The organism is Dactylosporangium sp. CA-152071 (genome assembly GCF_050936335.1).
In the GTDB taxonomy this organism is placed as follows: Bacteria; Actinomycetota; Actinomycetes; order Mycobacteriales; family Micromonosporaceae; genus Dactylosporangium; species Dactylosporangium maewongense.
Genome location: NZ_JBNJMZ010000001.1, coordinates 3,620,873 through 3,641,990, shown reverse-complemented (window position 1 = coordinate 3,641,990; position 21,118 = coordinate 3,620,873). Strand labels below are relative to the sequence as shown.

Annotated in this window: 18 protein-coding genes; 15 read left to right on the top strand and 3 right to left on the bottom strand. The window is 72.1% G+C overall.

The features are described from left to right. Nucleotides 1–1,108 precede the first annotated feature (1,108 nt). On the top strand, nucleotides 1,109–2,671 hold the full coding sequence (locus ACQEVZ_RS16250) for a PucR family transcriptional regulator (protein WP_433367142.1): 1,563 nt from the start codon (nucleotides 1,109–1,111) through the stop codon (nucleotides 2,669–2,671). Between the two features lies 1 nt (nucleotide 2,672). On the opposite strand, the gene ACQEVZ_RS16245 is transcribed toward ACQEVZ_RS16250, so the two are convergent. Beyond that, complete coding sequence (locus tag ACQEVZ_RS16245) at nucleotides 2,673–3,677, bottom strand: coiled-coil domain-containing protein (RefSeq protein WP_363408254.1); 1,005 nt, start codon at nucleotides 3,675–3,677, stop codon at nucleotides 2,673–2,675. 44 nt (nucleotides 3,678–3,721) lie between these two features. Between ACQEVZ_RS16245 and ACQEVZ_RS16240 the strand changes: the two genes are divergently transcribed. The 7 genes from ACQEVZ_RS16240 to ACQEVZ_RS16210 all read left to right on the top strand — a co-directional run bounded on the left by ACQEVZ_RS16240 (nucleotide 3,722) and on the right by ACQEVZ_RS16210 (nucleotide 12,172). Beyond that, nucleotides 3,722–4,999, top strand: a complete 1,278-nt coding sequence (locus tag ACQEVZ_RS16240; RefSeq protein WP_433367139.1) for an aspartate aminotransferase family protein — start codon at nucleotides 3,722–3,724, stop codon at nucleotides 4,997–4,999. Nucleotides 5,000–5,352: 353 nt separating this feature from the next. Next, the gene (locus ACQEVZ_RS16235; protein ID WP_360562805.1) at nucleotides 5,353–6,366 is read left to right on the top strand and encodes a MurR/RpiR family transcriptional regulator; all 1,014 of its coding nucleotides are present in this window, start codon (nucleotides 5,353–5,355) and stop codon (nucleotides 6,364–6,366) included. Then, nucleotides 6,363–7,115, top strand: a complete 753-nt coding sequence (locus ACQEVZ_RS16230) for an SIS domain-containing protein (protein WP_344502896.1) — start codon at nucleotides 6,363–6,365, stop codon at nucleotides 7,113–7,115. Before ACQEVZ_RS16235 ends, ACQEVZ_RS16230 begins: the two co-directional genes overlap by 4 nt. A gap of 21 nt (nucleotides 7,116–7,136) precedes the next feature. Beyond that, a complete protein-coding gene (gene ngcE, locus ACQEVZ_RS16225; protein WP_433367134.1) occupies nucleotides 7,137–8,582 on the top strand; it encodes an N-acetylglucosamine/diacetylchitobiose ABC transporter substrate-binding protein in 1,446 nt (481 codons plus the stop codon). Between the two features lie 13 nt (nucleotides 8,583–8,595). Next, complete coding sequence (locus ACQEVZ_RS16220; RefSeq protein ID WP_433367131.1) at nucleotides 8,596–9,504, top strand: carbohydrate ABC transporter permease; 909 nt, start codon at nucleotides 8,596–8,598, stop codon at nucleotides 9,502–9,504. A 71-nt stretch (nucleotides 9,505–9,575) separates the two neighbouring features. Further along, on the top strand, nucleotides 9,576–10,433 hold the full coding sequence (locus ACQEVZ_RS16215) for a carbohydrate ABC transporter permease (protein WP_433367128.1): 858 nt from the start codon (nucleotides 9,576–9,578) through the stop codon (nucleotides 10,431–10,433). Nucleotides 10,434–10,516: 83 nt separating this feature from the next. Beyond that, nucleotides 10,517–12,172 carry a bifunctional 3'-5' exonuclease/DNA polymerase gene (locus ACQEVZ_RS16210; RefSeq protein WP_433376793.1) on the top strand — a complete coding sequence of 552 codons (1,656 nt, stop codon included), beginning with the start codon at nucleotides 10,517–10,519 and terminating at the stop codon, nucleotides 12,170–12,172. A gap of 24 nt (nucleotides 12,173–12,196) precedes the next feature. Here ACQEVZ_RS16210 and ACQEVZ_RS16205 read toward each other — a convergent pair whose 3' ends face one another. After that, complete coding sequence (locus ACQEVZ_RS16205; RefSeq protein WP_344502893.1) at nucleotides 12,197–12,700, bottom strand: NUDIX domain-containing protein; 504 nt, start codon at nucleotides 12,698–12,700, stop codon at nucleotides 12,197–12,199. On the opposite strand from ACQEVZ_RS16205, the gene ACQEVZ_RS16200 reads away from it, so the two are divergent. From ACQEVZ_RS16200 to ACQEVZ_RS16185, 4 genes are all read left to right on the top strand, one after another. Further along, a complete protein-coding gene (locus ACQEVZ_RS16200) occupies nucleotides 12,699–13,358 on the top strand; it encodes a nucleotidyltransferase family protein (protein WP_433367125.1) in 660 nt (219 codons plus the stop codon). The two genes, ACQEVZ_RS16205 and ACQEVZ_RS16200, sit on opposite strands and share 2 nt — an antisense overlap. A gap of 181 nt (nucleotides 13,359–13,539) precedes the next feature. Beyond that, entirely contained in the window at nucleotides 13,540–14,409 is an 870-nt protein-coding gene (locus ACQEVZ_RS16195; RefSeq protein ID WP_433367122.1) for an AAA family ATPase, read from the top strand. Then, a complete protein-coding gene (locus tag ACQEVZ_RS16190) occupies nucleotides 14,399–15,463 on the top strand; it encodes a vWA domain-containing protein (protein WP_433367119.1) in 1,065 nt (354 codons plus the stop codon). The genes ACQEVZ_RS16195 and ACQEVZ_RS16190 overlap by 11 nt, the downstream gene beginning before the upstream one ends. Further along, nucleotides 15,456–16,574, top strand: a complete 1,119-nt coding sequence (locus ACQEVZ_RS16185) for an XdhC family protein (RefSeq protein ID WP_344502889.1) — start codon at nucleotides 15,456–15,458, stop codon at nucleotides 16,572–16,574. Before ACQEVZ_RS16190 ends, ACQEVZ_RS16185 begins: the two co-directional genes overlap by 8 nt. Before the next feature lie 3 nt (nucleotides 16,575–16,577). Here the strand turns inward: ACQEVZ_RS16185 and ACQEVZ_RS16180 are convergent, their stop codons facing one another. Continuing rightward, on the bottom strand, nucleotides 16,578–16,859 hold the full coding sequence (locus ACQEVZ_RS16180; RefSeq protein WP_344502888.1) for a LysR family transcriptional regulator: 282 nt from the start codon (nucleotides 16,857–16,859) through the stop codon (nucleotides 16,578–16,580). 217 nt (nucleotides 16,860–17,076) lie between these two features. Here ACQEVZ_RS16180 and ACQEVZ_RS16175 point away from each other — a divergent pair, with 217 nt between their 5' ends. From ACQEVZ_RS16175 to ACQEVZ_RS16165, 3 genes are all read left to right on the top strand, one after another. Next, on the top strand, nucleotides 17,077–17,616 hold the full coding sequence (locus ACQEVZ_RS16175; protein ID WP_354903126.1) for a (2Fe-2S)-binding protein: 540 nt from the start codon (nucleotides 17,077–17,079) through the stop codon (nucleotides 17,614–17,616). 85 nt (nucleotides 17,617–17,701) lie between these two features. After that, nucleotides 17,702–20,086: a xanthine dehydrogenase family protein molybdopterin-binding subunit gene (locus ACQEVZ_RS16170; protein WP_433367114.1), complete on the top strand. Its 2,385-nt coding sequence runs from the start codon at nucleotides 17,702–17,704 to the stop codon at nucleotides 20,084–20,086. Then, nucleotides 20,083–20,946, top strand: a complete 864-nt coding sequence (locus ACQEVZ_RS16165) for an FAD binding domain-containing protein (protein WP_433367111.1) — start codon at nucleotides 20,083–20,085, stop codon at nucleotides 20,944–20,946. Before ACQEVZ_RS16170 ends, ACQEVZ_RS16165 begins: the two co-directional genes overlap by 4 nt. Nucleotides 20,947–21,118: the final 172 nt, after the last annotated feature.

The window sequence follows — 21,118 nt, the reverse complement described above, 5'->3', positions numbered from 1 at the left end:
AAGAGCGGAACGCCCGGGCACCGACCCACCTCCGTGCCCGACACAAGTGGACCCCTGAACGCCAGCCGACCAGACACCGCCGCCATCCGCCGCCGCTCCCGCGCGCGTACCCGCCGAGCACCGGTCTCGGCCCGCAGCGGCTCCCGGCCCGCAATGGGTTCGACGGGGACCGCGTCGTGGCTCGCAGCGGGCGCGACGGGACAGCCAGGGGCTCAATGGCACTGAGGGCAGGCGGCGGGGGATCGGCGGGTCGGCCAGGACAGCCGGGCGCGCCCCGGGCGGCAAGGGCTCTCGGCGGCTCCGGCGACGGGACGGCCGGGGCAGCGGCGGTCCGGGGGCGCGGCGGTCCGAGAGCGCGGCGGTCCGAGAGCGCGGCGGGCCTGACGGTACGTGGCGGGTTCGAGGGTGAGGCGGGCTCGCGCGGGGCCGGCGGGCTCGGCCTGCGACGCGGTGAGCGGCAGAGCTGCTCCTGGCGAACTGGGAAGCCCGCTTTCGGCAGCCGGGGCGTACCGGGCACGCCGCCGGCAAAGGCTTGGCTCGTGACGGTCGTTGAGGCTGGGGCAGGGCTGTGGGCGGCCGGGCGGACGGGGTGGCGGGCTCGCGCAGGGCTCAGGCTCGATGTTTTGCGGCCCGACGAGGCCGCGGCGGGGGCTCGCGAAGGTTCGACGGAGGCGGGCTCGATGACGGCATAGGTGGCTCGCGCAGGGGGCGATCAGGGCGGGGCCTCGATGCGGGCACAACGAAACTCGCGCAGGGGTCTCGGTGTCCGCGGGCTCGATGATGGCAGAGCTCGGCGAAGGCGCGGCGGGTTCGACGGGGCAGGGCTCGATGACTCGCGCAGAGGCGATGAGGGCGGGCGCTCGACGAGGGCGCAGTGGGCCTCGCGCAAGGGATCTTGGGGTCCGCGGGCTCGACGAGAGTGGAGGCTCGACGAACGCGCGGCGGGCTCGGGCAGGGCCGGCGGGTGCGACGGGAGCGCGGTGGGTTCGCGTGGGGGCGACGGAGGCCGGGGGCCTGGGCGGGGGATGGGGGCGACGGCTCGACGAGGGCGAGGGCGTGGCGGCGGGAGCGGTCGGGGGTGGGGTGGGAAGTTGTAGCATCCGCGCTGATGTTCCCGTCCGTGCGTGAGGTGCTCGAGCTCGACCCGGTCCGTAACGGTGCGCCGCGGGTCGTGGCGGGGGAGCGTGGGCTGGATCAGGCGGTGCGGTGGGTGCACAGCTCCGAGGTGCCCGACATCGCGACGCTGCTGCGGGGTGGGGAGCTGATCCTCATCACCGGGATCGGGTTGCCGCCTGATGATGCGGGGTTGCGGCGGTTCGTGGCCGAGATCGCCGACGTCGGGGCGTGCGGGCTGGCGGTGGAGATGGGGCGGCGGTTCGAGCGGCGGCTGCCGGCGGTGATGGTGCGGACCGCCGAGGAGCTCGGGTTTCCGCTGGTCGAGCTGCACCGGGGGACGCCGTTCGTGCTGATCACGCAGGCGGTGCACGGGATGATCGTGGATGCGCAGCTGGCCGAGCTGCGGGCGACCGCCGAGATCCACCAGCGGTTCACGGACCTGTCGGTGGAGGGGGCGGCGCCGGCGGAGGTGGTGGCGCAGACCGCGGCGCTCGCGGGGGCTCCCGTCGTGCTGGAGAACCTGTCGCGGCAGGTCCTCGCCTACGACGCGGCGGGCGGGTCCGCGGAGCTGCTCCTGGCGAACTGGGAGGCGCACTCGCGGGCGGTGCAGCCGGCGGGGCGCACCGGGCACGACGCCGGCAAGGGCTGGCTCGTGACGGTCGTCGGGGCGCGCGGGCAGGACTGGGGGCGGCTGCTGATCCGGCTGCCGGTGGCCCGGGACCGTGACGTGACGCTGATCGAGCGGGCCGCGGCGACGCTGGCGCTGGCGCGGCTCACCAAGAGAGACGAGCAGCAGGACGCGCTGGAGCGGCAGGCGCAGTCGGCGCTGCTCGTGGCGCTCGTGGGCCACACCGCCCCGGTGGCGGACGTGATCGTGCGGGCGAAGGCGCTGGGCGTACACCTGGAGCGACGGCAGCTCGTCGGGGTGGTGCTGCGTGGGTGCTCCGCCGGGGTGGCGGCGCGGGCGTTGCGGGACACGTCGCTGGCCGGGCTCGCCGGGGCGCTCGACGGCGATCTCGTCGGGGTCCTGCTGGCGTTGCGGGCCGCCGAGGACGAGCCGGACGCGCTGCGGCGGCTCGCGGTGCGGGTGCGTGAGCTCGCCGGCGGCGCGGTGGTGGTCGCGGCGGGGGAGGGGGTCGCGACGCCCAGGGAGGCGCGCCGTTCGCTGCTGGAGGCGAGCCAGGTCGCGGTGTCGGTCCGGCGGCCGGCGGCCGGCCCGGGGGACGTCGTCCGCCTCGCCGACGTGGGCCTGCCGGGGCTGCTGCACATGCTGCGTGACGAGCCGCGGCTGCAGACGTTCGTGGAGCGGGAGCTCGGGCCGCTGCTCGCGCACGACGCCAGGAACCCCCGCGAGCAACTGTTGGGTGTGCTCCGGGTGTACCTGGAGTGCGGGCGCAACAAGTCGGCGGCGGCGGAGCACAGCCACCTGTCACGGCCCGCGTTCTACGAGCGGCTGGCCCGCATCCGCAGGATCATCGGCGCGGACCTCGACGACGTGCAGGCGTGCCTGTCGCTGCACGTCGCGCTGCTGGCCCTGGACGCGCAGCGGGACTAGCTCACTGCATCGACAGGTGTACGTGGTTGTAGTGGTCACCGGCGGGGGTGCCGTCGCCGCCGTACGACTTCCAGCCGCTGCTGGGCTGCCAGATCCGTTTGTACCAGATGACGTACTTGACGCCGAGGTTCTTCGCGTTGGCGACGCACCACGCGGCGAGCCGGTTGCCGTAGGCGAGGTCGTCGCCGGTCGCCCGGGCGTTGACGAACGTGCTCTTGTTGGCGGAGAAGTCGCACGCCTTGCCGAGCGGGTGGTCGCCGCCGCCACCGCTGCGGTAGCACGACGTGTAGTGCGTGAACCCGGCCAGCCTCGCCTCGTTGTAGGCGTTGAGCATCCGCGGGGAGATGCAGTTGCCGGTCGTCGGGTCCTTGAGGCTGCAGGTCTCCTTCGGATACGAACCGTCGGAGTTGCGCGCGACCGGCTTGGTGGTGACCGTGCCGCCCGTCGGGGCGCCGGTGGTCGCTCCGCCGCCGCCCGCCTTCTTCAGCGCGTCCTCGGCGGCCTTCTTGTTCGCCTCCATGACCTTCAGCTGGGCCTGCTGGTTGGCGACCGCCGCGGCGATGTCCGCCTTCTGCTGCTCCAGCTTCTTGCGGGTCTCGGCCAGTTCGTGCAGGGCCTTGTCGTCGCGGGAGATCATGTACTCGATCGTGGACATGTCGTGCAGCAGCTGGTCGGGGTTGTCGCTGCCGACCAGGACGTTGAACAGGCTGACGCGGCGGCCGCGGTACGCGGCGCTGGCGACCGACCCGGCCGACACCTCCAGCTCGCCGAGGCGGGCCTGGGTCTTGCCCAGTTCGGCCTCGATCGCCGCCTGGTCGGCGGTCGACTTGTCCAGGCGGCCCTTGGCGTCGTTGTACTCGCCGAGCGCCTTGTCGAGAGCCTGACGGACAGTGAGGTTGCTGCCACCGTCCTCGCCGGGCTCGGCGGCCGCGGGGTCGGCGAACACGATCACCAGCATGCATGTGGTGACCAGGAACGTGAGGATCCGTCGCGGCGCCGTCAACATCGCCGGACAGCATATCGAAGCAGCGTGAAAACGCCAGCGCGAGAATGTGCGGTATGGATGACCTACTCCGCCGGCACCGGGGCGTCATGCCCTCGTGGATGCCGATCTACTACGCCGAGCCGATCGAGCTCGTCACCGGTAAGGGCGCAAGAGTCACTGACAGTAACGGTCGGAGCTATCTCGACTTCTTCGGCGGGGTGCTCACCAACTCCCTCGGCTACGACGTGCCGGAGGTCCGCGAGGCGGTCGAGCGGCAGCTGCGGACCGGCATCGCGCACACGTCGACGCTGTACCTGATCCGCCAGCAGGTCGAGCTCGCCGAGAAGATCGCGCGGCTGTCGGGCATCCCCGACGCCCGGGTGTTCTTCACCAACTCCGGCACCGAGGCCAACGAGGCCGCCCTGCAGCTGACCACCAACCGGCGGCAGAGCAACACGATCCTGGCCGTGCGCAACAGCTACCACGGCCGGACCGCGGCGACGATCGGCGTGACCGGCAACCGGGCCTGGTCCGCGTCGCCGCTCAGCCCGTTCAACGTCAGCTACCTGCACTCCGGCGACCGGCTGCGTGGCGTGCTGAAGGGCCTCTCCGACGAGGACTACCTGCGGGCCGCCGCCGAGGACCTGCGCGAGGTCCTCGCCACGACCACGGCCGGCCCGGTGGCGTGCCTGATCGCCGAGCCGATCCAGGGCGTCGGCGGCTTCACCAGCGGCCCCGACGGCCTGCTCCGGGTCTGGAAGGAGATCCTCGACGAGCACGGCATCCTGCTCGTCTCCGACGAGGTGCAGACCGGCTGGGGGCGCACCGGCGAGCACTTCTGGGGCTACCAGGCACACGGCGTCACGCCGGACCTGCTGACCTTCGCCAAGGGCATCGGCAACGGCTTCGCCCTCGCCGGTGTGGTCGGCAGCGCCGAGGTGATGGAGTCGGTGCAGGGCATCTCGTTCTCCACGTTCGGCGGCAACCCGATCTCCACCGCCGCCGGCAACGCGGTGCTCGACTACATCCTCGACCACGACCTGCAGGCCAACGCCGCGCGGGTCGGTGGCATCCTGCTCGACGGGCTGCGGGCGGTGTCCTCGCCGGCCGTCGTCGAGGTCCGCGGCAAGGGTCTGATGCTCGGCGTCGAGCTCGTCGACGTCGCCACGACCAACGCGGTGTTCGAGGCGTGCAAGCGCGAAGGGCTGCTGGTCGGCAAGGGCGGCCTGTACGGCACGACGATCAGGATGGGCCCGCCGCTGAACCTGAGCGAGCAGGAAGCCCGTGAAGGGCTGGAAATTTTGACCAAGGTACTGACGGCGCATGGGAGCGCTTCCGGCTGAGTGCGCTCACAAGCGGGTGCAAGGGGCCGAACGGACCGAAAGGGTCTGTTCGGCCCTTCTTCATGAAAACCACCGATCACCGCGGCATCCCCGCTTGTAACAAAACGGGCTATATCTGCGGCTCACCCTGACGATCACCCGGTCGCGTCTGGTCTTCTTGGTCGGGTCGGCCGGCGCTCGGCGGCCGGGGTGCGGCCACGTGACGAACGGCTCTGAGCTGCACTTTTAGCTGTCTTTAAGATCCACTTCTTAGGTAACAGTTTGAAAACTTCGCCCAACTCCTTGACAAGAAGGGCCCCTCAGTAAGAACTTTTACCACTAACAGTTAAGGAACTTTGCTGAAAGGGAACGACATGGCATCTCGCGAGGAGCTCACGACGGCGGTGCACACCGCTGTCAGTGCCTCGCCGGTGTCGTCGATCCCGGCGGGCGCACTGTCCGGCCAATTTTCTGGCGCCGACGGCTTCCCAGCCATCGTCACCGGCGACAGCGTCCTGGCGAAGGTCCGGGCGCAGCTGCCCGAGCTCACCGGTGCCCTGCAGCGGGTCGCCGAGCTGATCCTCGCCGACCCCGCCGCCGCGGCCCGCTCGACGATCGTCGAGCTCGCCGAGCGCAGCGGCACCTCACCGGCGACCGTGACCCGCTTCTGCCGGGCACTGGGCTTCGTCGGGTACGCCGAGCTGCGCCTCGCCATCGCCGGTGAGACCGGCCGCGCGTCGCGTACCGGCGGCTGGACGATGGACATCGGCCGCGAGATCCAGCCGACCGACCCCCTCGAGCGTGTCCTCGGCCAGATCATGGCGGCCGACACGCAGGCGATGCACGACACCGCCTCGCTGCTGGACCTCACCGAGGTCGAGCGCGCCGCGGAGGCCATCGCCCGGGCCGACCGGGTCGACATCTACGGCGCCAGTGGCAGTGCCCTCGTCGGTGGCGAGATGCAGTTCTGCCTGCACCGCATCGGCATCGCCGCGTGGGCGTGGACCGATGTGCACAACGGCCTGGCCAGCGCGGCGCTGCTGAAGTCCGGCGACGTGGCGCTGGGCGTCTCGCACAGCGGCCAGACCCGCGAGACCATCGAGATGATCGCCGAGGCGAGCAGCCGGGGCGCGACCACGATCGCGCTGACCAGCTTCCCGCGCTCGCCGCTCGCCGAGGTCGCCGACATCGTCATGCTCACCGCGACGCAGGCGACGACCTTCCGGCCCGATGCCCTTTCCGCCCGGCACCCCCAGCTGGTGGTGCTGGACCTGCTGTACATCGCGGTGGCGCAGCGCACGCACGAACGCGCGCACGCGGCCTTCAGTGTCACCGCGCAGGCGGTCGCCGGTCACCGGTCGGCCAGTGGAAAAGAGGCATCCGCATGACCGTCACTGCCCATGGCTATGTCTCCGCGATCCAGACGGTCATCGACCGGATCGCCACCACCCAGGTCGGCAACGTCAGCCAGGCGGCCGACCACATCGTCACCGCGCTGCGCGCCGGTGGCCTCCTCCAGGCGTTCGGCACCGGGCACTCCGAGGCGGTGGCGGTGGACTTCGCCGGCCGCGCCGGCGGGCTCGTGCCGACGAACAAGATCCTCCTGCGGGACCTCGTCGTCTACGGCGGCCAGGACCCGCAGATCCTCGAGGACGAGAAGCTGGAACGCGATCCCCGGATCGCCGCCCAGCTGTACGAGATCGCCGCGCCGCGTCCCGAGGACGTGTTCGTGATGGCCTCACAGTCCGGGATCAACGGGGGGATCGTCGAGATGGCGCTGCTGATCAAGCAGCGTGGACACAAGTTGATCGCAATCACGTCGGTCGAGCACACCGAGCGGGTGTCCCCCAGGCACCCCTCGGGCAAGCGACTCGCCGATATCGCCGACGTCGTGCTGGACAACGGCGCGCCGTACGGTGACGCACTGCTGTCGCTGGATAGCGGCGGCGCGGTCTGCCCGGTCTCTTCGGTCACCAACGCGCTCATGGCGCAGCTGGTGGTCGCCGAGGTCGTGCGACGCATCGAGGCTGCGGGCGAGGTGGCTCCCGTCTACCTGTCCGCAAACGTCCCCGGCGGGGACGAGCACAACCACACCCTCGAGTCGCGGTACGCCGGACGTGTCCGGCGCACCGCCTGACCCGAACCGAGGAGACAGATCATGTCCGTTACCCCCGAGTCCCCGTCGACGCCGAACGCGCTCTCGCGGCGGACTGTCCTGCAGCGCGCCGCCGTTGCCGGCCTCGTCGCCACGCCCGCGGCGGGCTTCCTCGCCGCGTGCGCCGACAGCGGCAGCGACGAAGAGCCGGGCACCAGCAACACCGGTGCCGTCAGCGCGACCAACCCGCTGGGTGCCCCCGAGGACCAGCCGATCAACGTCGTCATCTTCAACGGTGGCTACGGCGACAAGTACGCGACCGACGTGCACGAGCCGATGTACAAGAAGGCTCACCCGAAGTCCGAGGTCAAGCACCAGTCCAGCCAGGCGATCTCCACCCTGGTGCAGCCCCTCATCGCCGGTGGCAACGCGCCGGAGTTCGTGAACAACTCCGGTGAGAAGTCGCTGGACTTCGGCGCGCTCGTCGCCGACGGTCAGCTGCAGGACCTGACCGCGCTGTTCGACGCGCCGTCGGTCGACGACCCGACCAAGAAGGTCCGCGACACCCTGGTCCCCGGCACGGTGGACACGGGCTCGTTCAACGGCAAGCCGTACGTCCTGTACTACGTCTCGACCGTGTTCGGCATCTGGTACTCCGGCAAGCTCTTCGCCGACAACGGCTGGGCCGCGCCGAAGACGTGGGCCGAGTTCACCGCGCTGTGCGACAAGATCAAGGCCAAGGGCATCGCCCCCTACGCCTACGCCGGTGCCAACGCCGCGTACTACCAGTGGAACATCATCCTCACCAGCGCCGCGAAGATCGGTGGCGCGGACGTCCTCAAGAACATCGACAACCTCGAGGACGGTGCCTGGAAGACCGACGCGGTCAAGCAGGCCGCCGAGGCGTGGGCCGAGATCGGCGCCAAGTACAACCTGCAGGGTGCCGAGGGTCTCAAGCACACCGACGTCCAGCTCAAGCAGAACCAGTACCAGCTGGGCATGTACCCGTCGGGTGACTGGCTCGAGAACGAGCAGAAGAAGGACACACCCGAGGGCTTCAAGTACCAGATGATGACCACCCCGAGCATCACCGGCTCGGACAAGCTCAAGTCGACGGCGCTGCGCGCGACCGCCGGTGAGGGCTACATGGTCCTGGCGAAGAGCAAGAACCCCAAGGGTGGCATGGAGTACATGCGCCAGATGCTGTCGAAGGCCGGCGGCAAGGGCTTCACCGAGGTCGTCAAGGCGCCCACGGTGGTCCTGGGCAGCACCGACGGCCTGACCTTCACCCCGGGCACCCAGTCGTCGCAGGACGCGCTGAAGGCCGCCGGCTCCGAGGTCTTCAACCTGTTCTTCGACGGCTGGTACAAGGACCTCGACAAGGAGGCCCGTACCGCCACCAACGAGCTGATGTTCGGTCGCATCAAGGCCGACCAGTTCGTCGAGCGTATCCAGAAGAAGGCCGACGAGATCAAGAAGGACTCGTCGATCACCAAGTTCAAGCGCTGATCGGAGCCTGATCATGCGGCATGGGAGAGTCCCCTTCATCCTGGGGTTCCTGGTTGCGCCGGTAACGCTCTACACGTACTTCGTCCTGTGGCCGTACGTGCAGACGATCAATCTGTCGTTCTACCAGTGGCGCGGCTTCACCAAGAAGCGATGGGTCGGGCTGGAGAACTACGATCGGATGCTGCACGCCGACCGGTTCTGGCAGGCACTGGAGCACCACGCAGTCATTCTCGTTCTCCTGCCGCTGGCCACGATCGCATTCGCCCTGCTCTTTGCCTTCCTCCTCAACGTGGGAGGCAAAGGCAGGGGTGGCAAGACGTCGGGGGTCTGGGGGTCGAGCTTCTACCGGGTGGTGTTCTTCCTCCCCCAGGTCCTCGCCGTGCCGGTCATCGGCGTGCTCTTCGCGACGGTGTACCGGCCCAACGAGTCCGGCCTGATCAACGGTGTGCTGTTGAAGGCCGGGCTCGAGAAGCCGATCGGCTTCCTGATCGAGAAGAACCTGGCGCTGCCCGCGCTCATCGCGGTGCTCGTCTGGCAGGCGGTCGGCTTCTACGTGGTGCTCTTCTCCGCCGGTATGGCCAACATCCCGGCCGAGATCTACGAGGCCGCCGAGCTCGACGGCGCGTCCAAGGTGTCGCTGTTCTTCCGCGTCACGCTGCCGCTGCTCTGGGACACGATCCAGACCGCTTGGGTGTACCTCGGAATCCTGGCCTTCGACGCGTTCGCCATCGTGTCGGTGCTCGCCCAGGACAACGGTGGACCCGACGGCGCGACCACCGTGCTCGGCCTGGAGATCTACAACAACATGCAGCAGAACCGCTACGGCGACGCTGCCACCTACGGTGTCGCGCTGTGCGTGCTGTCGCTGGTGTTCGCCGCGTTCACGCTGCGGCTCACCCGTCGTGAGTCCTACGAGTACTGAGAGGCCGAGACATGACCACAACCATCGGCCGCGACGCGCCGGGTCAGCGCAGCGGCGGGCACGGTGCCCGCGTGGTACCGAAGAGTGAGCGCCCGCGCAGCAAGCCCAATGTGGCCGGCGCCTTCGGCCACGTGTTCCTCGCCATCTGGGCTCTGATGATCATCATCCCGCTGGCCTGGGTGTTCCTGGCGTCGTTCAAGAACACGACGGAGATCTTCAGCGCACCGTGGACCCTCCCGGACCACCTGCGCTGGGAGAACTGGAGCCGGGCCTGGAACAAGGCCCACGTCGGCCAGTACGTGCTCAACAGCGTCCTGGTCGTCACGCTCGCGACGTTCGGCACGATGCTGCTGAGCTCGATGGCCGCTTATGTACTGGCGCGCTACAGGTTCTTCGGCAACCGGATCATCTACTTCCTGTTCGTGGCCGGCATCGCGTTCCCGCCGTTCCTCGCCGTCGTGCCGCTGTTCTTCCAGGTCAAGCAGCTCGGCCTGCTCAACACGTACACCGGCCTGATCATCGTGTACATCGCGTACTCGCTGCCGTTCACGATCTTCTTCCTGACCTCGTTCTTCCGGTCGCTGCCGAACTCGGTGGCCGAGGCGGCGACGATCGACGGCGCCTCGCACACCAGGCTGTTCTTCTCGGTCATGCTGCCCATGGCCAAGCCGGGCCTGATCAGCCTCACGATCTTCAACCTCATCGGTCAGTGGGGCCAGTTCCTGCTGCCCCTGGTGCTGATGGCCGGCGCGGAGGACAAGTGGGTGCTCACCCAGGGCATCCAGGACATCTCCACCGCCGCGGGCTATGAGGCCGACTGGTCGGGTCTGTTCGCCGCCCTGACGATCTCGATCCTTCCGATGATCGCGATGTACATGGTCTTCCAGCGGCAGATCCAGGCCGGCCTCACCGCCGGCGCAGTGAAGTAACCCACCAAGGCACGCGCACCCCCGGCGGTTTCTCGAAAACTGTCGGGGGTGTGCGATGTAATGCGGTCGTGCTCGTCGCGGTGATGCCCTCAGGTGCCGGTGGTCTGATCAGACCGCTGGCCGACGACGGCACCCCGAGCGGCTCCGAGCGCCGCGTCGACGACCTCGCCACCGCGGTCGCCGCGATCGAGGCCCGCGACCGGCCCCGCTGGCTGTGGCCGTCGACCGCCGAGCTCTATCCGCGCCTCCTCGCCGCCGGCGTCCGCGTCGAGCGCTGCCACGACCTGGAGCTCGCCGAGGCGCTCCTGCTCGGCGCCGAGGGCCACTGGGGCCAGCCCCGCTCCCTCGCCGCCGCCCACGCCCGGCTCACCGGCGCCCCCGTGCCGCCCGACCCACCCTCCCGCGCCGCCCTGCCACCGGGCGAGGCGCAGGACTCGCTCTTCGACATCGCGGCGGACTCCGAGCTGCCGCTCGATGCGGTGCTCGGTGTCTTCTCCGCTCAGCGCATCCGCGCGGCGGCGGCGCCGTCCATGGCCCCCGGCGGCGGCGCCATGCGCACCCTCGTCGCCGCCGAGTCCGCCGCCGCCCTCGTCGCCGCCGAGATGGGCGCCGCCGGCCTGCCGTGGCGCGCCGACGTGCACGACGCCCTGCTCCGCGAGCTGCTCGGCCCGCCCTCACCGATCGAGGGGGCGCCACCGGCCCGCCTCGTCGAGCTCAACGCCCGGCTCAACGAGGCCTTCGGCGCCCGGGTCCACCCCGACTCGCCCGCCGAGGTCCTGCGCGCCTTCGCCCGCCAGGGCATCACGCTGCGCAACACGCGCCGCTGGGAGCTCCAGCACGTCGACCACCCCGCCGTGCCGATCCTGCTGGAATACAAGGAGCTGTATCGGCTCTGGGTCGCGCACGGCTGGTCCTGGCTCGACCAGTGGGTCAGCGGCGGCCGGTTCCGCGCCGAGTACATCCCCGGCGGCGTCGTCTCGGGCCGCTGGGCCACCCGCGGCGGCGGCGCCCTGCAGATCCCCAAGGTCGTGCGTAAGGCCGTCATCGCCGACCCGGGCTGGACCTTCGTCGTCGCCGACGCCGGCCAGCTCGAGCCGCGCATCCTCGCCGCCGTCTCCGCCGACCACCGGCTCGCCCGGGCCGGCGCGGCCGGCGACCTCTACGCCGCGCTCGCCGCCGAGGCCTTCGACGGCGACCGCCCGAAGGCGAAGGTCGCGCTCCTCGGCGCCATGTACGGGCAGACCGGCGGCATGGCCGCACCCGCCCTCGCCGCCCTGCGCCGCTTCTACCCGACCGCCTGGGACCTCGTGGAGGAGGCCGCCCGCACCGGCGAGGCCGGCGGGCTGGTCCGCACCTGGCTCGGCCGCACCTGCCCGCCGTCGTCGGTCAGCTGGCGGGAGGGCTTCGACGAGCCCGGCCTGGAGGTCGACGCCCGGGGCGGGGCGAGGGGCCGGGCGCGCGGCAGGTTCACGCGCAACTTCGTCATCCAGGGCACCGCCGCGGAGTGGGCCCTGGTCGTGCTCGCCAGGCTCCGCACGCACCTCGCCGGCCTGGCCGCCGAGCTGGTCTTCTTCCAGCACGACGAGTTCATCGTGCACTGCCCCGCCGAGGAGGCACCGGCGGTGGTGACGGCCGTCCACACCGCCGGCGACGAGGCCCGCCGCCTGCTCTTCGGCGACACCCAGGTCCGCTTCCCACTCGACGTCGCCGTCGTCGACCGTTATTCCGACGCCAAGTAGCCACGACAGCGCCCGGCGCTGGGGTTACCAGTCGGCGGAGGCGAGGTAGCGGGCCATGGCGTCGGTGTGCGTGGGGAAGCACAGCTGCTGGGGGCCGACGCCGATCTCGAAGCCGAGGGACTCCTCGGTCGCCACGGAGGCGGGGATCGCGGACAGGGGGCGCGGGGGGAGCACGCCGAAGACGATGAGGTTGCTGCCGGGGGTGCTCTGGACGTCGAAGAGGCGGACGTCGGCGGGGTCGGCCAGCAGCGTGGTCTCCTCGCGCAGCTCGCGGACCATGCCCTCCTGCCAGGTCTCGCCGAACTCGATGAAGCCGCCCGGCAGGGCCAGCTCGCCGCGCTTCGGCTCGATGTCGCGGCGGACGAGGACCAGGCCGCGACCCTCGTCGGTCTCGACGGGCAGGAGCGTGACCGCCACGGGCAGCGGGTTTCGCCAGGTCGTCTCGCCGCAGGAGGCGCAGACGCGGGGCCACGGCGCGTTCGACGCATAGGCGACGCCGCAATACGAGCAGTGATCGTGCAGGGCCATGAGCAAGGAGCGTACCGGCGGTATTAGGCTGCACCGAGGAGCACCCAGGAGCACTGAGGAGTCCCCGCTGAGCGCGATCGTCGGACTGGTTCTCGCCGCAGGTGGCGGCCGCCGGTATGGCGGGCCCAAGGCTCTCGTGCGCCACGACGACGGCCGTTTGCTGGTCGAGCGCGCCGTGGCGACCCTCCGTGAGGGCGGCTGCACGCGGATCGTGGTGGTCCTGGGCGCCGAGTCGGCGCGGGTCCGCGACGAGGCGCAGCTCGGTGACGCGCGGCTGGTGGACAACCCGGCCTGGAAGAGCGGCATGGGCTCGTCGCTGCGGGTGGGGCTGGCGGCGGTCGCCGAGGCCGAGACGGAGGCCGACGCGGTCGCGGTCGCGGTGCTGCTGGTCGACACGCCCGGCATCGGGCCCGACGCGGTGGCCAGGCTGCTCGCCGCGGCCAGCAGCGGGTCGAAGGCGCTGGTGACCGCGTCGTACCAGGGGAAACGCGGCCATCCGGTGATCCTCGGCCGCGACCACTGGGCCGGTGTGAGCACCCTCGCGACCGCTGACGTCGGCGCGCGCGCCTACCTGATCGCCCACGCCGACCAGGTCCAGGCCGTGCCGTGCGAGGACATCGCCGACGACACCGACCTCGACGTCCCGCCCGAGCAGTAGCCGCCGGACGAGCCGGACAGCCGGAGCCAGCAGCCGCCGACCGGAGCGGCAGGCAATGCCCGTACACCTGCCGCAACCGGAACCGGAGCGGCGGGCGCTGCCCGTACATCCGCCGCAACCGGAACCGGAGCGACCTGGTGCGGCAGTAGCCGCCGGGAGAATCCACGCGCATAGTGGAGCGGTGCCGGACTTCGAGTCTCCGGCCGCGCTGGCGGCCGGCCTGGCCGACGCGGGCTACCTCGCCGACGAGGGCCTCGCGATGGCGGGCTTCCTCGCGCTGCGCCTGCACCGGCCGATCTTCCTGGAGGGCGACGCCGGCGTCGGCAAGACCGCGTTCGCGGCGGCGCTCGCCGAGACCGCGGGCGTCGAGCTGATCCGCCTGCAGTGCTACGAGGGCCTGGACGCCTCGCACGCGCTGTACGACTGGGACTTCGCCCGCCAGGTCCTGCACCTGCGGGCGGTGGAGACGGCGGCGCACGGCGCACTGTCGGCGGAGGAGCTCGAGGCGGACCTGTACCACCGCCGGTTCCTGCTCGCCCGGCCGCTGCTGCGGGCGATCGAGCGGGCACCGTGCGTGCTGCTCGTCGACGAGGTCGACCGGGCCGACGACGAGTTCGAGGCGTACCTGCTCGAGGTGCTCGCCGACGCCGCCGTGACCGTGCCGGAGCTCGGCACGATCACCGCCGAGGTGCCGCCGGTCGTGGTCGTCACCAGCAACAGGACCCGCGAGGTGCACGACGCGTTGAAGCGCCGCTGCCTGTACCACTGGGTCGGCCACCCCACGCCGGAGCGGGAGACCGCGATCCTGCGGCGGCGCCTGCCGGGCCTCGACGAGCGGCTCGCCGCGCAGGTCGCCGCGGCCACCGCCCACCTGCGGACCCTCGACCTGGTCAAGCCGCCGGGCGTCGCCGAGGCGATCGACTGGGCCGCGGCGCTGCGCGCGCTGGCCGCGGACACGCTGACCGCCGGGCTCGCCGACGCCACCCTCGGCGTGGTGCTCAAGGTCCGCGAGGACATCGAGCTGGCAACGGGGACCGTCGGTGCTCGTTGAGGTGGCGGCGAAGCTGCGGGCGGCGGGGCTGCCGGTGACGCCCGACCGGCTCGCCGCCTTCGGCGAGGCCCTCGACGCAGCCGGGGTCGCCCACGCGTACTGGGCCGGCCGGCTCACCCTGTGCGGGTCGCCCGACGACATCGCCCGCTACGACGCGGCGTTGCTGACCGGGGCGTCGTCGGCGCGTGGCCCGTCGTGGCAGGTCCGGCGGCTGCCGGAGCGGTCCCTGTTCCGGGCCACGATGCCGCCGTCGGCGGAGGCCGGCGGGCAGGACCCGGCGCTGTCCGTGCGGGCCGCCGACACCGAGGTGCTGCGCCACCGCGACCTCGCCACCCTGTCGCCCGCCGAACGCGCCGAGGCCCTCGCGCTGCTGGCCCAGGTGGCGCTCGCCGACATCACCCGCGCCGGGCGGCGGCACCGGCCGGCGGGCCACGGGCGCGTCGACCGCCGTCGCAGCGTCCGGGCGATGCTGCGGGCCGGCGGCGAGCCGAGGCCGCTGCTGCACCAGCGGCGGGCGCCGCGACCCCGCCGGCTCGTGCTGCTGATCGACGTGTCGGGGTCGATGTCGCCGTACGCGGACGCCCTCCTGCGCCTCGCGCACGCCCTCACCCGGCACCGTCCACGGTGGACGGAGACGTACACGCTCGGCACCCGGCTCACCCGCCTCAGCCCGGCGCTGCGGACCCGGGACCCGGAGGTGGCACTGCGGGAGGCCGGGCGGCTCATCCCCGACTGGCGCGGCGGGACCCGGCTCGCCGACGGGGTCGCCGCGTTCGTCCGGGGCGACGGCCACCGGGGTGCCGCCCGCCGCGCCGCGGTCGTCGTCTTCAGCGACGGGTGGGAGTCCGCGGAGCCGGCCCGGCTCGGCGCCGCCGTCGCCCACCTGCGCCGTCTCGCCGCCCGGACCGTCTGGGTGAGCCCGCACGCGGGGCGTCCGGGCTTCGCCCCGACCGCCGGCGGCCTCGCCGCGGTGCTCCCGCATGTCGACGCGCTCGTGGCGGGGCATACGGTGGCGGCGCTACACGCCGTCCTTGAGGAGGTCCGCCGTGCGTGAGGTTCTCAGCGAGCTGCTCGGCTGGTGGGAGTCCGGCCGTACCGTCGGCATGGCCACCGTCGTGCGCACCTGGCGCAGCTCACCGCGCCCCGCCGGCGCCACGATGCTCGTCGGCCCTGAGGGCGACGCGGTCGGCAGCGTCTCCGGCGGCTGCGTGGAGGGTGCCGTCTACGAGCTGTCCCGCGAGGTCGTCGACTCCGGTTCGCCGGTCGTCCAGCGGTACGGTGTGAGCGACGACGACGCGTTCGCCGTGGGCCTGACCTGCGGCGGGATCATCGAGCTGCTGGTCGAGCCGGTGTCGCGGGACACGTTCCCCGAGCTGGACCGGGTCGCCGCGGCGATCACCGCCCGCGAGCCGGTCGCCGTCGTGTCGGTGGTGGAGGGCCCCGACGACCGCATCGGACGGCGGCTCGTGGTCTGGCCCGCGTCCACATCGGGGTCGTTGGGGTCCGAACGGCTCGACGCGGCCGCCGCCGACGACGCCAGGGGGCTGCTGGCCGCCGGGCGGACCGACACGCTGCACTACGGCCTGGACGGCGAGCGGCGCGGCGAGGGGCTCACGCTGTTCGTCGCCTCCTACGCGCCGCCCGCCCGGATGGTCGTCTTCGGCGCGATCGACTTCGCCGCGTCGGTGGCCCGCATCGGGGACTTCCTCGGCTACCACGTCACGGTCTGCGACGCGCGGCCCGTGTTCGCCACGTCGAAGCGGTTCCCCGGCGCCGACGAGGTCGTCGTCGACTGGCCGCACCGGTACCTGCGGGCGGAGCTGGACGCCGGCCGCGTCGACCCGCGCACCGTGGTGTGCGTGCTGACCCACGACCCGAAGTTCGACGTGCCCGTGCTGCAGGTGGCGCTGCGTGAGGACCTCGCCTACGTGGGTGCGATGGGATCCCGCCGTACGCACGACGACCGCCTCGCCCGGCTCAGGGAGGCGGGGATGACGGAGGAGGAGCTGGGCCGGCTGTCCTCGCCGATCGGCCTCGACCTCGGCGCCCGCACCCCGGAGGAGACCGCCGTCAGCATCGCCGCGGAGATCATCGCGGGACGCTGGGGCGGCGGCGGCGCGCGGCTGACGACGACCGCCGGCCGCATCCACCACGAGGTGTCGTAGGCGCTAGCCGTCCGGTGGCTGGCAGCCGGGCTGGTCGCGGCCGCGGCGCAGGTTGTTGAGCAGCTGCTGCCCGTCCGGTGACAGCGCCACCCGGCGGCTCGTCCGCGCGAACAGCCGCGCACCGACCCGCAGCTCGAGCGACCTGATCGCCTGGCTGATCCGCGCCGTCGACACGTGCAGGCGCATGCCGGCGCGGCCGAAGTGCAGCTCCTCCGCAAGGGTGAGGAACGCCTCCAGCTCGTGCCGCGCTGCACCGTGGTGGTCGATCCGTCGATCCTCACCCATATCGCCGTCGATCGACACTCGGGCGGGAGTCAGGAAGCCGACACTTCGCCGCCGCCGTCCGCGGCGGTCTTGTCGCTGGTCTGGCGGAGCTGATCGAAGTCAAGACCCGCGGAGGGTTGCGTTGATCACTGCTTGTGCGATCTGCTGATCAGGCAGTGGCCCGGGTGCGTCCGCCGCGCGACGGGCCGTTTCGGCACGTCCCCGCGGGAGGTCAAGCGTGTCCTCTTCCCATCGCGTCCGGGTGAGCGTCGACGTCGACGGCAGTCGCTACGTCGACGATGTCGAGCCCCGGACCCTCCTGGTTCATCACCTGCGAGAACGTCTCGGCAAAATCGGCACGGTCGTCGGCTGCGACACCAGCAACTGCGGTTCGTGCACGGTCCTGATGGGCGACCCCGACGGCGTCCAGCACTCCGTCAAGAGCTGCTCCGTGCTCGCCGTCCAGGCCGACGGCGCCGCCGTCACCACGATCGAAGGCCTCGCCGGTCCGGGCGGGGCGCTGCACGCCGTGCAGCAGGCGTTTCACGAGCTGCACGCCCTGCAGTGCGGCTTCTGCACCCCCGGCATGATCCTGTCCGCCGTCGACCTGCTCCGCGACAACCCGGCGCCGAGCGAGGAGCAGATCCGCGAGGGCCTGTCCGGCAACCTGTGCCGCTGCACCGGATACCAGAACATCGTCCGTGCCGTGCAGTCCGCCGCAACGGCCTTGCAGGCAGCCGGCGAGGACGTCCCACTCAAGGATGAGGTGACGGCATGACCGGCCCGGAGCGTAGCGGAGGGCTGGTCATCATGGGCGCAGGCTTCGGGTCAGGCCGGCGCCGGAGCGCAGCGGAGGTGACGGCATGACCGCCGTGGCCGAGCCGTCGGCGAGCGTGGGGGAGGTCGGCGCGGCGCGCCGGCGCAAGGAGGACGCGCGGCTCATCACCGGGCGGACCCGCTGGACGGACAACATCGCGCTGCCCGGGATGCTGCACCTGGCGATCCTGCGCAGCCCGCACGCCAGCGCCCGCATCACCGCCGTCGACGTCGGCCCCGCCCTGCGGATCCCGGGCGTCGTCGACGCGTTCAGCGGGGCCGACGTCGCCGAGATCCAGGGCAGCCTGCCGTGCGCCTGGCCGGTCACGGAGGACATCGTGCACCCGGTCCGGCCGCCGCTCGCCGACGGCTTCGTGCGCCACCACGGCGAGGCGGTCGCCGTCGTCGTCGCCCGTGACCGCGACACCGCCGCCGACGCGCTCGACGCGATCGAGGTCGAGTACGAGCCGCTGCCGCCGGTCCTGGACCTGGAGGCCGCGTCGCGCGACGAGGGGTTCGTCCACCCCGACAAGGGCACCAACCGCTCGTACACCTGGATCTTCGACTCCGCGCAGGCCGGCACCGGCACCGACGTCGCCGCCGAGGCCGCCACCGCCGAGGTGACGCTGCGCCGCCGGTACGTCCAGCAGCGGCTCATCCCCGCGTTCATGGAGCCCCGCAGCGTCGTCGTCGACCCCGGGATGGGGGAGTACACCATCTGGTCGGCCACCCAGATCCCGCACATCCTGCGGGTGTTCTACGCGCTGCTCACCGGCGTGCCCGAGCACAAGATCCGGGTCATCGCCCCCGACGTCGGCGGCGGCTTCGGCGGCAAGCTGCAGGTCACCCCGGAGGAGATGATCGCGTTCTTCGCCGCACAGCGCGTGCAGAAGCCGGTCAAGTACACCGAGACCCGCGGCGAGTCGATGCTGTCGGCGCACCACGGGCGCGACCAGATCCAGGACATCACGCTCACCGCCCGCCGCGACGGCACCCTGACCGGCATCGACGTGAAGCTCATCGCCAACATGGGCGCCTACCTGGGGCTGGTCGGGCCGGGCGTGCCGATCCTCGGCGCGTTCATGTTCAACTCGATCTACAAGGTGCCCGCGTACCGCTTCGAGTGCGTCGGCGTCTTCACCAACACGACCATCACCGACGCCTACCGCGGCGCGGGCCGGCCCGAGGCGACGTACGCCATCGAACGGGCCATGGACGACCTCGCCGACGAGCTCGGCATGGACCCCGTCGAGCTGCGCCGCCGCAACTGGATCAAGGCGGACGAGTTCCCGTTCACCACGGTCGCCGGCCTCGTGTACGACTCCGGCGACTACGACGCCGCGACGGACAAGGCCCTCGACCTGTTCGACTACGCCGGCCTGCGCGCGGAGCAGCGGCGCCGCCGGGACAGCGGCGACCCCGTGCAGCTCGGGATCGGCGTGTCCACCTACACGGAGATGTGCGGCCTCGCGCCCTCCCGCATCCTGGGCGCGCTGCGGTACGCCGCCGGCGGCTGGGAGACGGCGTCGGTGCGGGTCCTGCCGACGGGCAAGGTCGAGGTGGTCACCGGCACCAGCCCGCACGGGCAGGGGCACGTGACCGCGTGGAGCCAGATCGTCGCCGACGAGCTCGGGGTCGCGTTCGAGGACGTCGAGGTCCTGCACGGCGACACCCGCACGTCGCACAAGGGTCTGGACACGTACGGGTCCCGCTCCCTCGCCGTCGGCGGGGTCGCGCTGGTCGAGGCGTGCCGGAAGGTGCGCGACAAGGCCCGCGTCGTCGCCGCGCACATGCTGGAGTGCAGCCCCGACGACATCGAGTTCACCGGCGGCGCCTTCCGTGTCCGCGGTACACCCGACGCCGCCAAGACGATCGCGGACACGGCGTTCGCGGTGTTCGCGGCGCACGACCTGCCCGACGGGGTCGAGGCGACCCTCGACGCGGACGCGACCTTCGACCCGCAGACGTTCTCGTTCCCGCACGGCACCCACCTGTGCGCGACGCTCGTCGACACCCAGACCGGGCGGGTCAGCATCCACCGGTACGTGGCGGTCGACGACGTGGGCAAGGTCGTCAACCCGCTCATCGTCGAGGGGCAGGTGCACGGCGGTGTCGCGCAGGGCATCGCACAGGCGTTGCACGAGCAGGCGGTGTACGACGAGTCCGGCACCCTGCTGACCGGGTCGTTCGTCGAGTACACGATCCCCAGCGCGGCCGACCTGCCGCACCTCGTCACCGACCGCACGGAGACGCCGGCGACCTCCAACCCGCTCGGCGTCAAGGGTGTCGGCGAGGCCGGCGCCATCGCGTCCACCCCGGCCGTCGTCAACGCGATCGTCGACGCGTTGCGCCCGTACGGCGTGGACGACATCGCCATGCCCTGCACGCCCGAACGGGTGTGGCGGGCGATCAAGCGCGGAGGTGCGGCATGATCCCCGTCGCGTTCGACTACCTGAGACCGTCCACAGTGGAAGAGGCGGTGGCGGCGCTCGGTGCCGCGGCCTCGTCCTCCGACGAGGCGAAGGTGCTCGCCGGCGGGCAGTCGCTGCTGCCGGTGCTGCGGCTGCGCCTCGCCGCGCCCGCGCTGCTGGTCGACCTGGCCGGCGTGCCCGGGCTCAGCGGGGTCCGGCTCGACGGCGACACGCTCGTCGTCGGCGCCATGACCACGCACGCCGAGGTGGCGTCGTCGCCGCTGGTCCAGCGGCACGCGCCGCTGCTCGCGGCGGCGGCGGCGACCGTCGGCGACCGGCAGGTGCGGCACCGCGGCACGATCGGCGGGTCCCTCGCGCACGCCGACCCCGCCGCCGACCTGCCCGCCGTCGCGGCCGCCCTCGACGCCACGTACGTCGTCCAGGGCCCCGCCGGGCGGCGGTCCGTCAGTGCCGCCGACTTCGCGGTGGACCTGTTCACCACGGCGCTCGCCCCCGACGAGGTCCTCGTCGAGGTGCGGCTGGCGGGCGCGGACGGCTGGTCGGCGCACTACGAGAAGTTCCACCGCACGGCGCAGGCGTGGGCGATCGTCGGCGTGGCGGTCGCGGTGTCCCGCTCCGACGGCGCCATCGCCGGGGCGCGGGTCGCGCTGACCAACATGGGGCCGGTGCCGCACCGCGCCGTCGAGGTCGAGGCGGCGCTGACCGGCGCGCCGGCGACGGCCGAGGCGGTGGCGGCGGCCTGCGTCTCCGCCTCCTCCGGCACGTCACCGGTGGACGACCTCACCGCCTCCGCGGACTACCGGCGCGACCTGGCGCGGGTGCTGACCACGCGGGCGGTGTGCCGGGCGCTGGGCGTCTGAGAAGCCCGTCAGGGGGCCGCCCGGTTCCGGGCGGCCCTCGTCCCCGCGGCGCGCCGGACCCGGTCGGGGAACCGATCGCGTGGCCGTGCTGCGCGGCGCGCGCCGACGGGACTATGGTCGGAAGCGCGGTCCGGATCACCGGGCGGGCCGTTGCCGCCGAGCGCTGGGGGTC

What these genes read in the sequence shown, in the direction of transcription:
- ACQEVZ_RS16250 (WP_433367142.1), top strand. Translation starts at nt 1,109, where the DNA reads ATGTTCCCGTCCGTGCGTGAGGTGCTCGAGCTCGACCCGGTCCGTAAC.
- ACQEVZ_RS16245 (WP_363408254.1), bottom strand. Translation starts at nt 3,677, where the DNA reads ATGTTGACGGCGCCGCGACGGATCCTCACGTTCCTGGTCACCACATGC.
- ACQEVZ_RS16240 (WP_433367139.1), top strand. Translation starts at nt 3,722, where the DNA reads ATGTGCGGTATGGATGACCTACTCCGCCGGCACCGGGGCGTCATGCCC.
- ACQEVZ_RS16235 (WP_360562805.1), top strand. Translation starts at nt 5,353, where the DNA reads ATGGCATCTCGCGAGGAGCTCACGACGGCGGTGCACACCGCTGTCAGT.
- ACQEVZ_RS16230 (WP_344502896.1), top strand. Translation starts at nt 6,363, where the DNA reads ATGACCGTCACTGCCCATGGCTATGTCTCCGCGATCCAGACGGTCATC.
- ngcE (WP_433367134.1), top strand. Translation starts at nt 7,137, where the DNA reads ATGTCCGTTACCCCCGAGTCCCCGTCGACGCCGAACGCGCTCTCGCGG.
- ACQEVZ_RS16220 (WP_433367131.1), top strand. Translation starts at nt 8,596, where the DNA reads ATGCGGCATGGGAGAGTCCCCTTCATCCTGGGGTTCCTGGTTGCGCCG.
- ACQEVZ_RS16210 (WP_433376793.1), top strand. Translation starts at nt 10,517, where the DNA reads ATGCCCTCAGGTGCCGGTGGTCTGATCAGACCGCTGGCCGACGACGGC.
- ACQEVZ_RS16200 (WP_433367125.1), top strand. Translation starts at nt 12,699, where the DNA reads ATGAGCAAGGAGCGTACCGGCGGTATTAGGCTGCACCGAGGAGCACCC.
- ACQEVZ_RS16205 (WP_344502893.1), bottom strand. Translation starts at nt 12,700, where the DNA reads ATGGCCCTGCACGATCACTGCTCGTATTGCGGCGTCGCCTATGCGTCG.
- ACQEVZ_RS16180 (WP_344502888.1), bottom strand. Translation starts at nt 16,859, where the DNA reads ATGGGTGAGGATCGACGGATCGACCACCACGGTGCAGCGCGGCACGAG.
- ACQEVZ_RS16170 (WP_433367114.1), top strand. Translation starts at nt 17,702, where the DNA reads ATGACCGCCGTGGCCGAGCCGTCGGCGAGCGTGGGGGAGGTCGGCGCG.
- ACQEVZ_RS16165 (WP_433367111.1), top strand. Translation starts at nt 20,083, where the DNA reads ATGATCCCCGTCGCGTTCGACTACCTGAGACCGTCCACAGTGGAAGAG.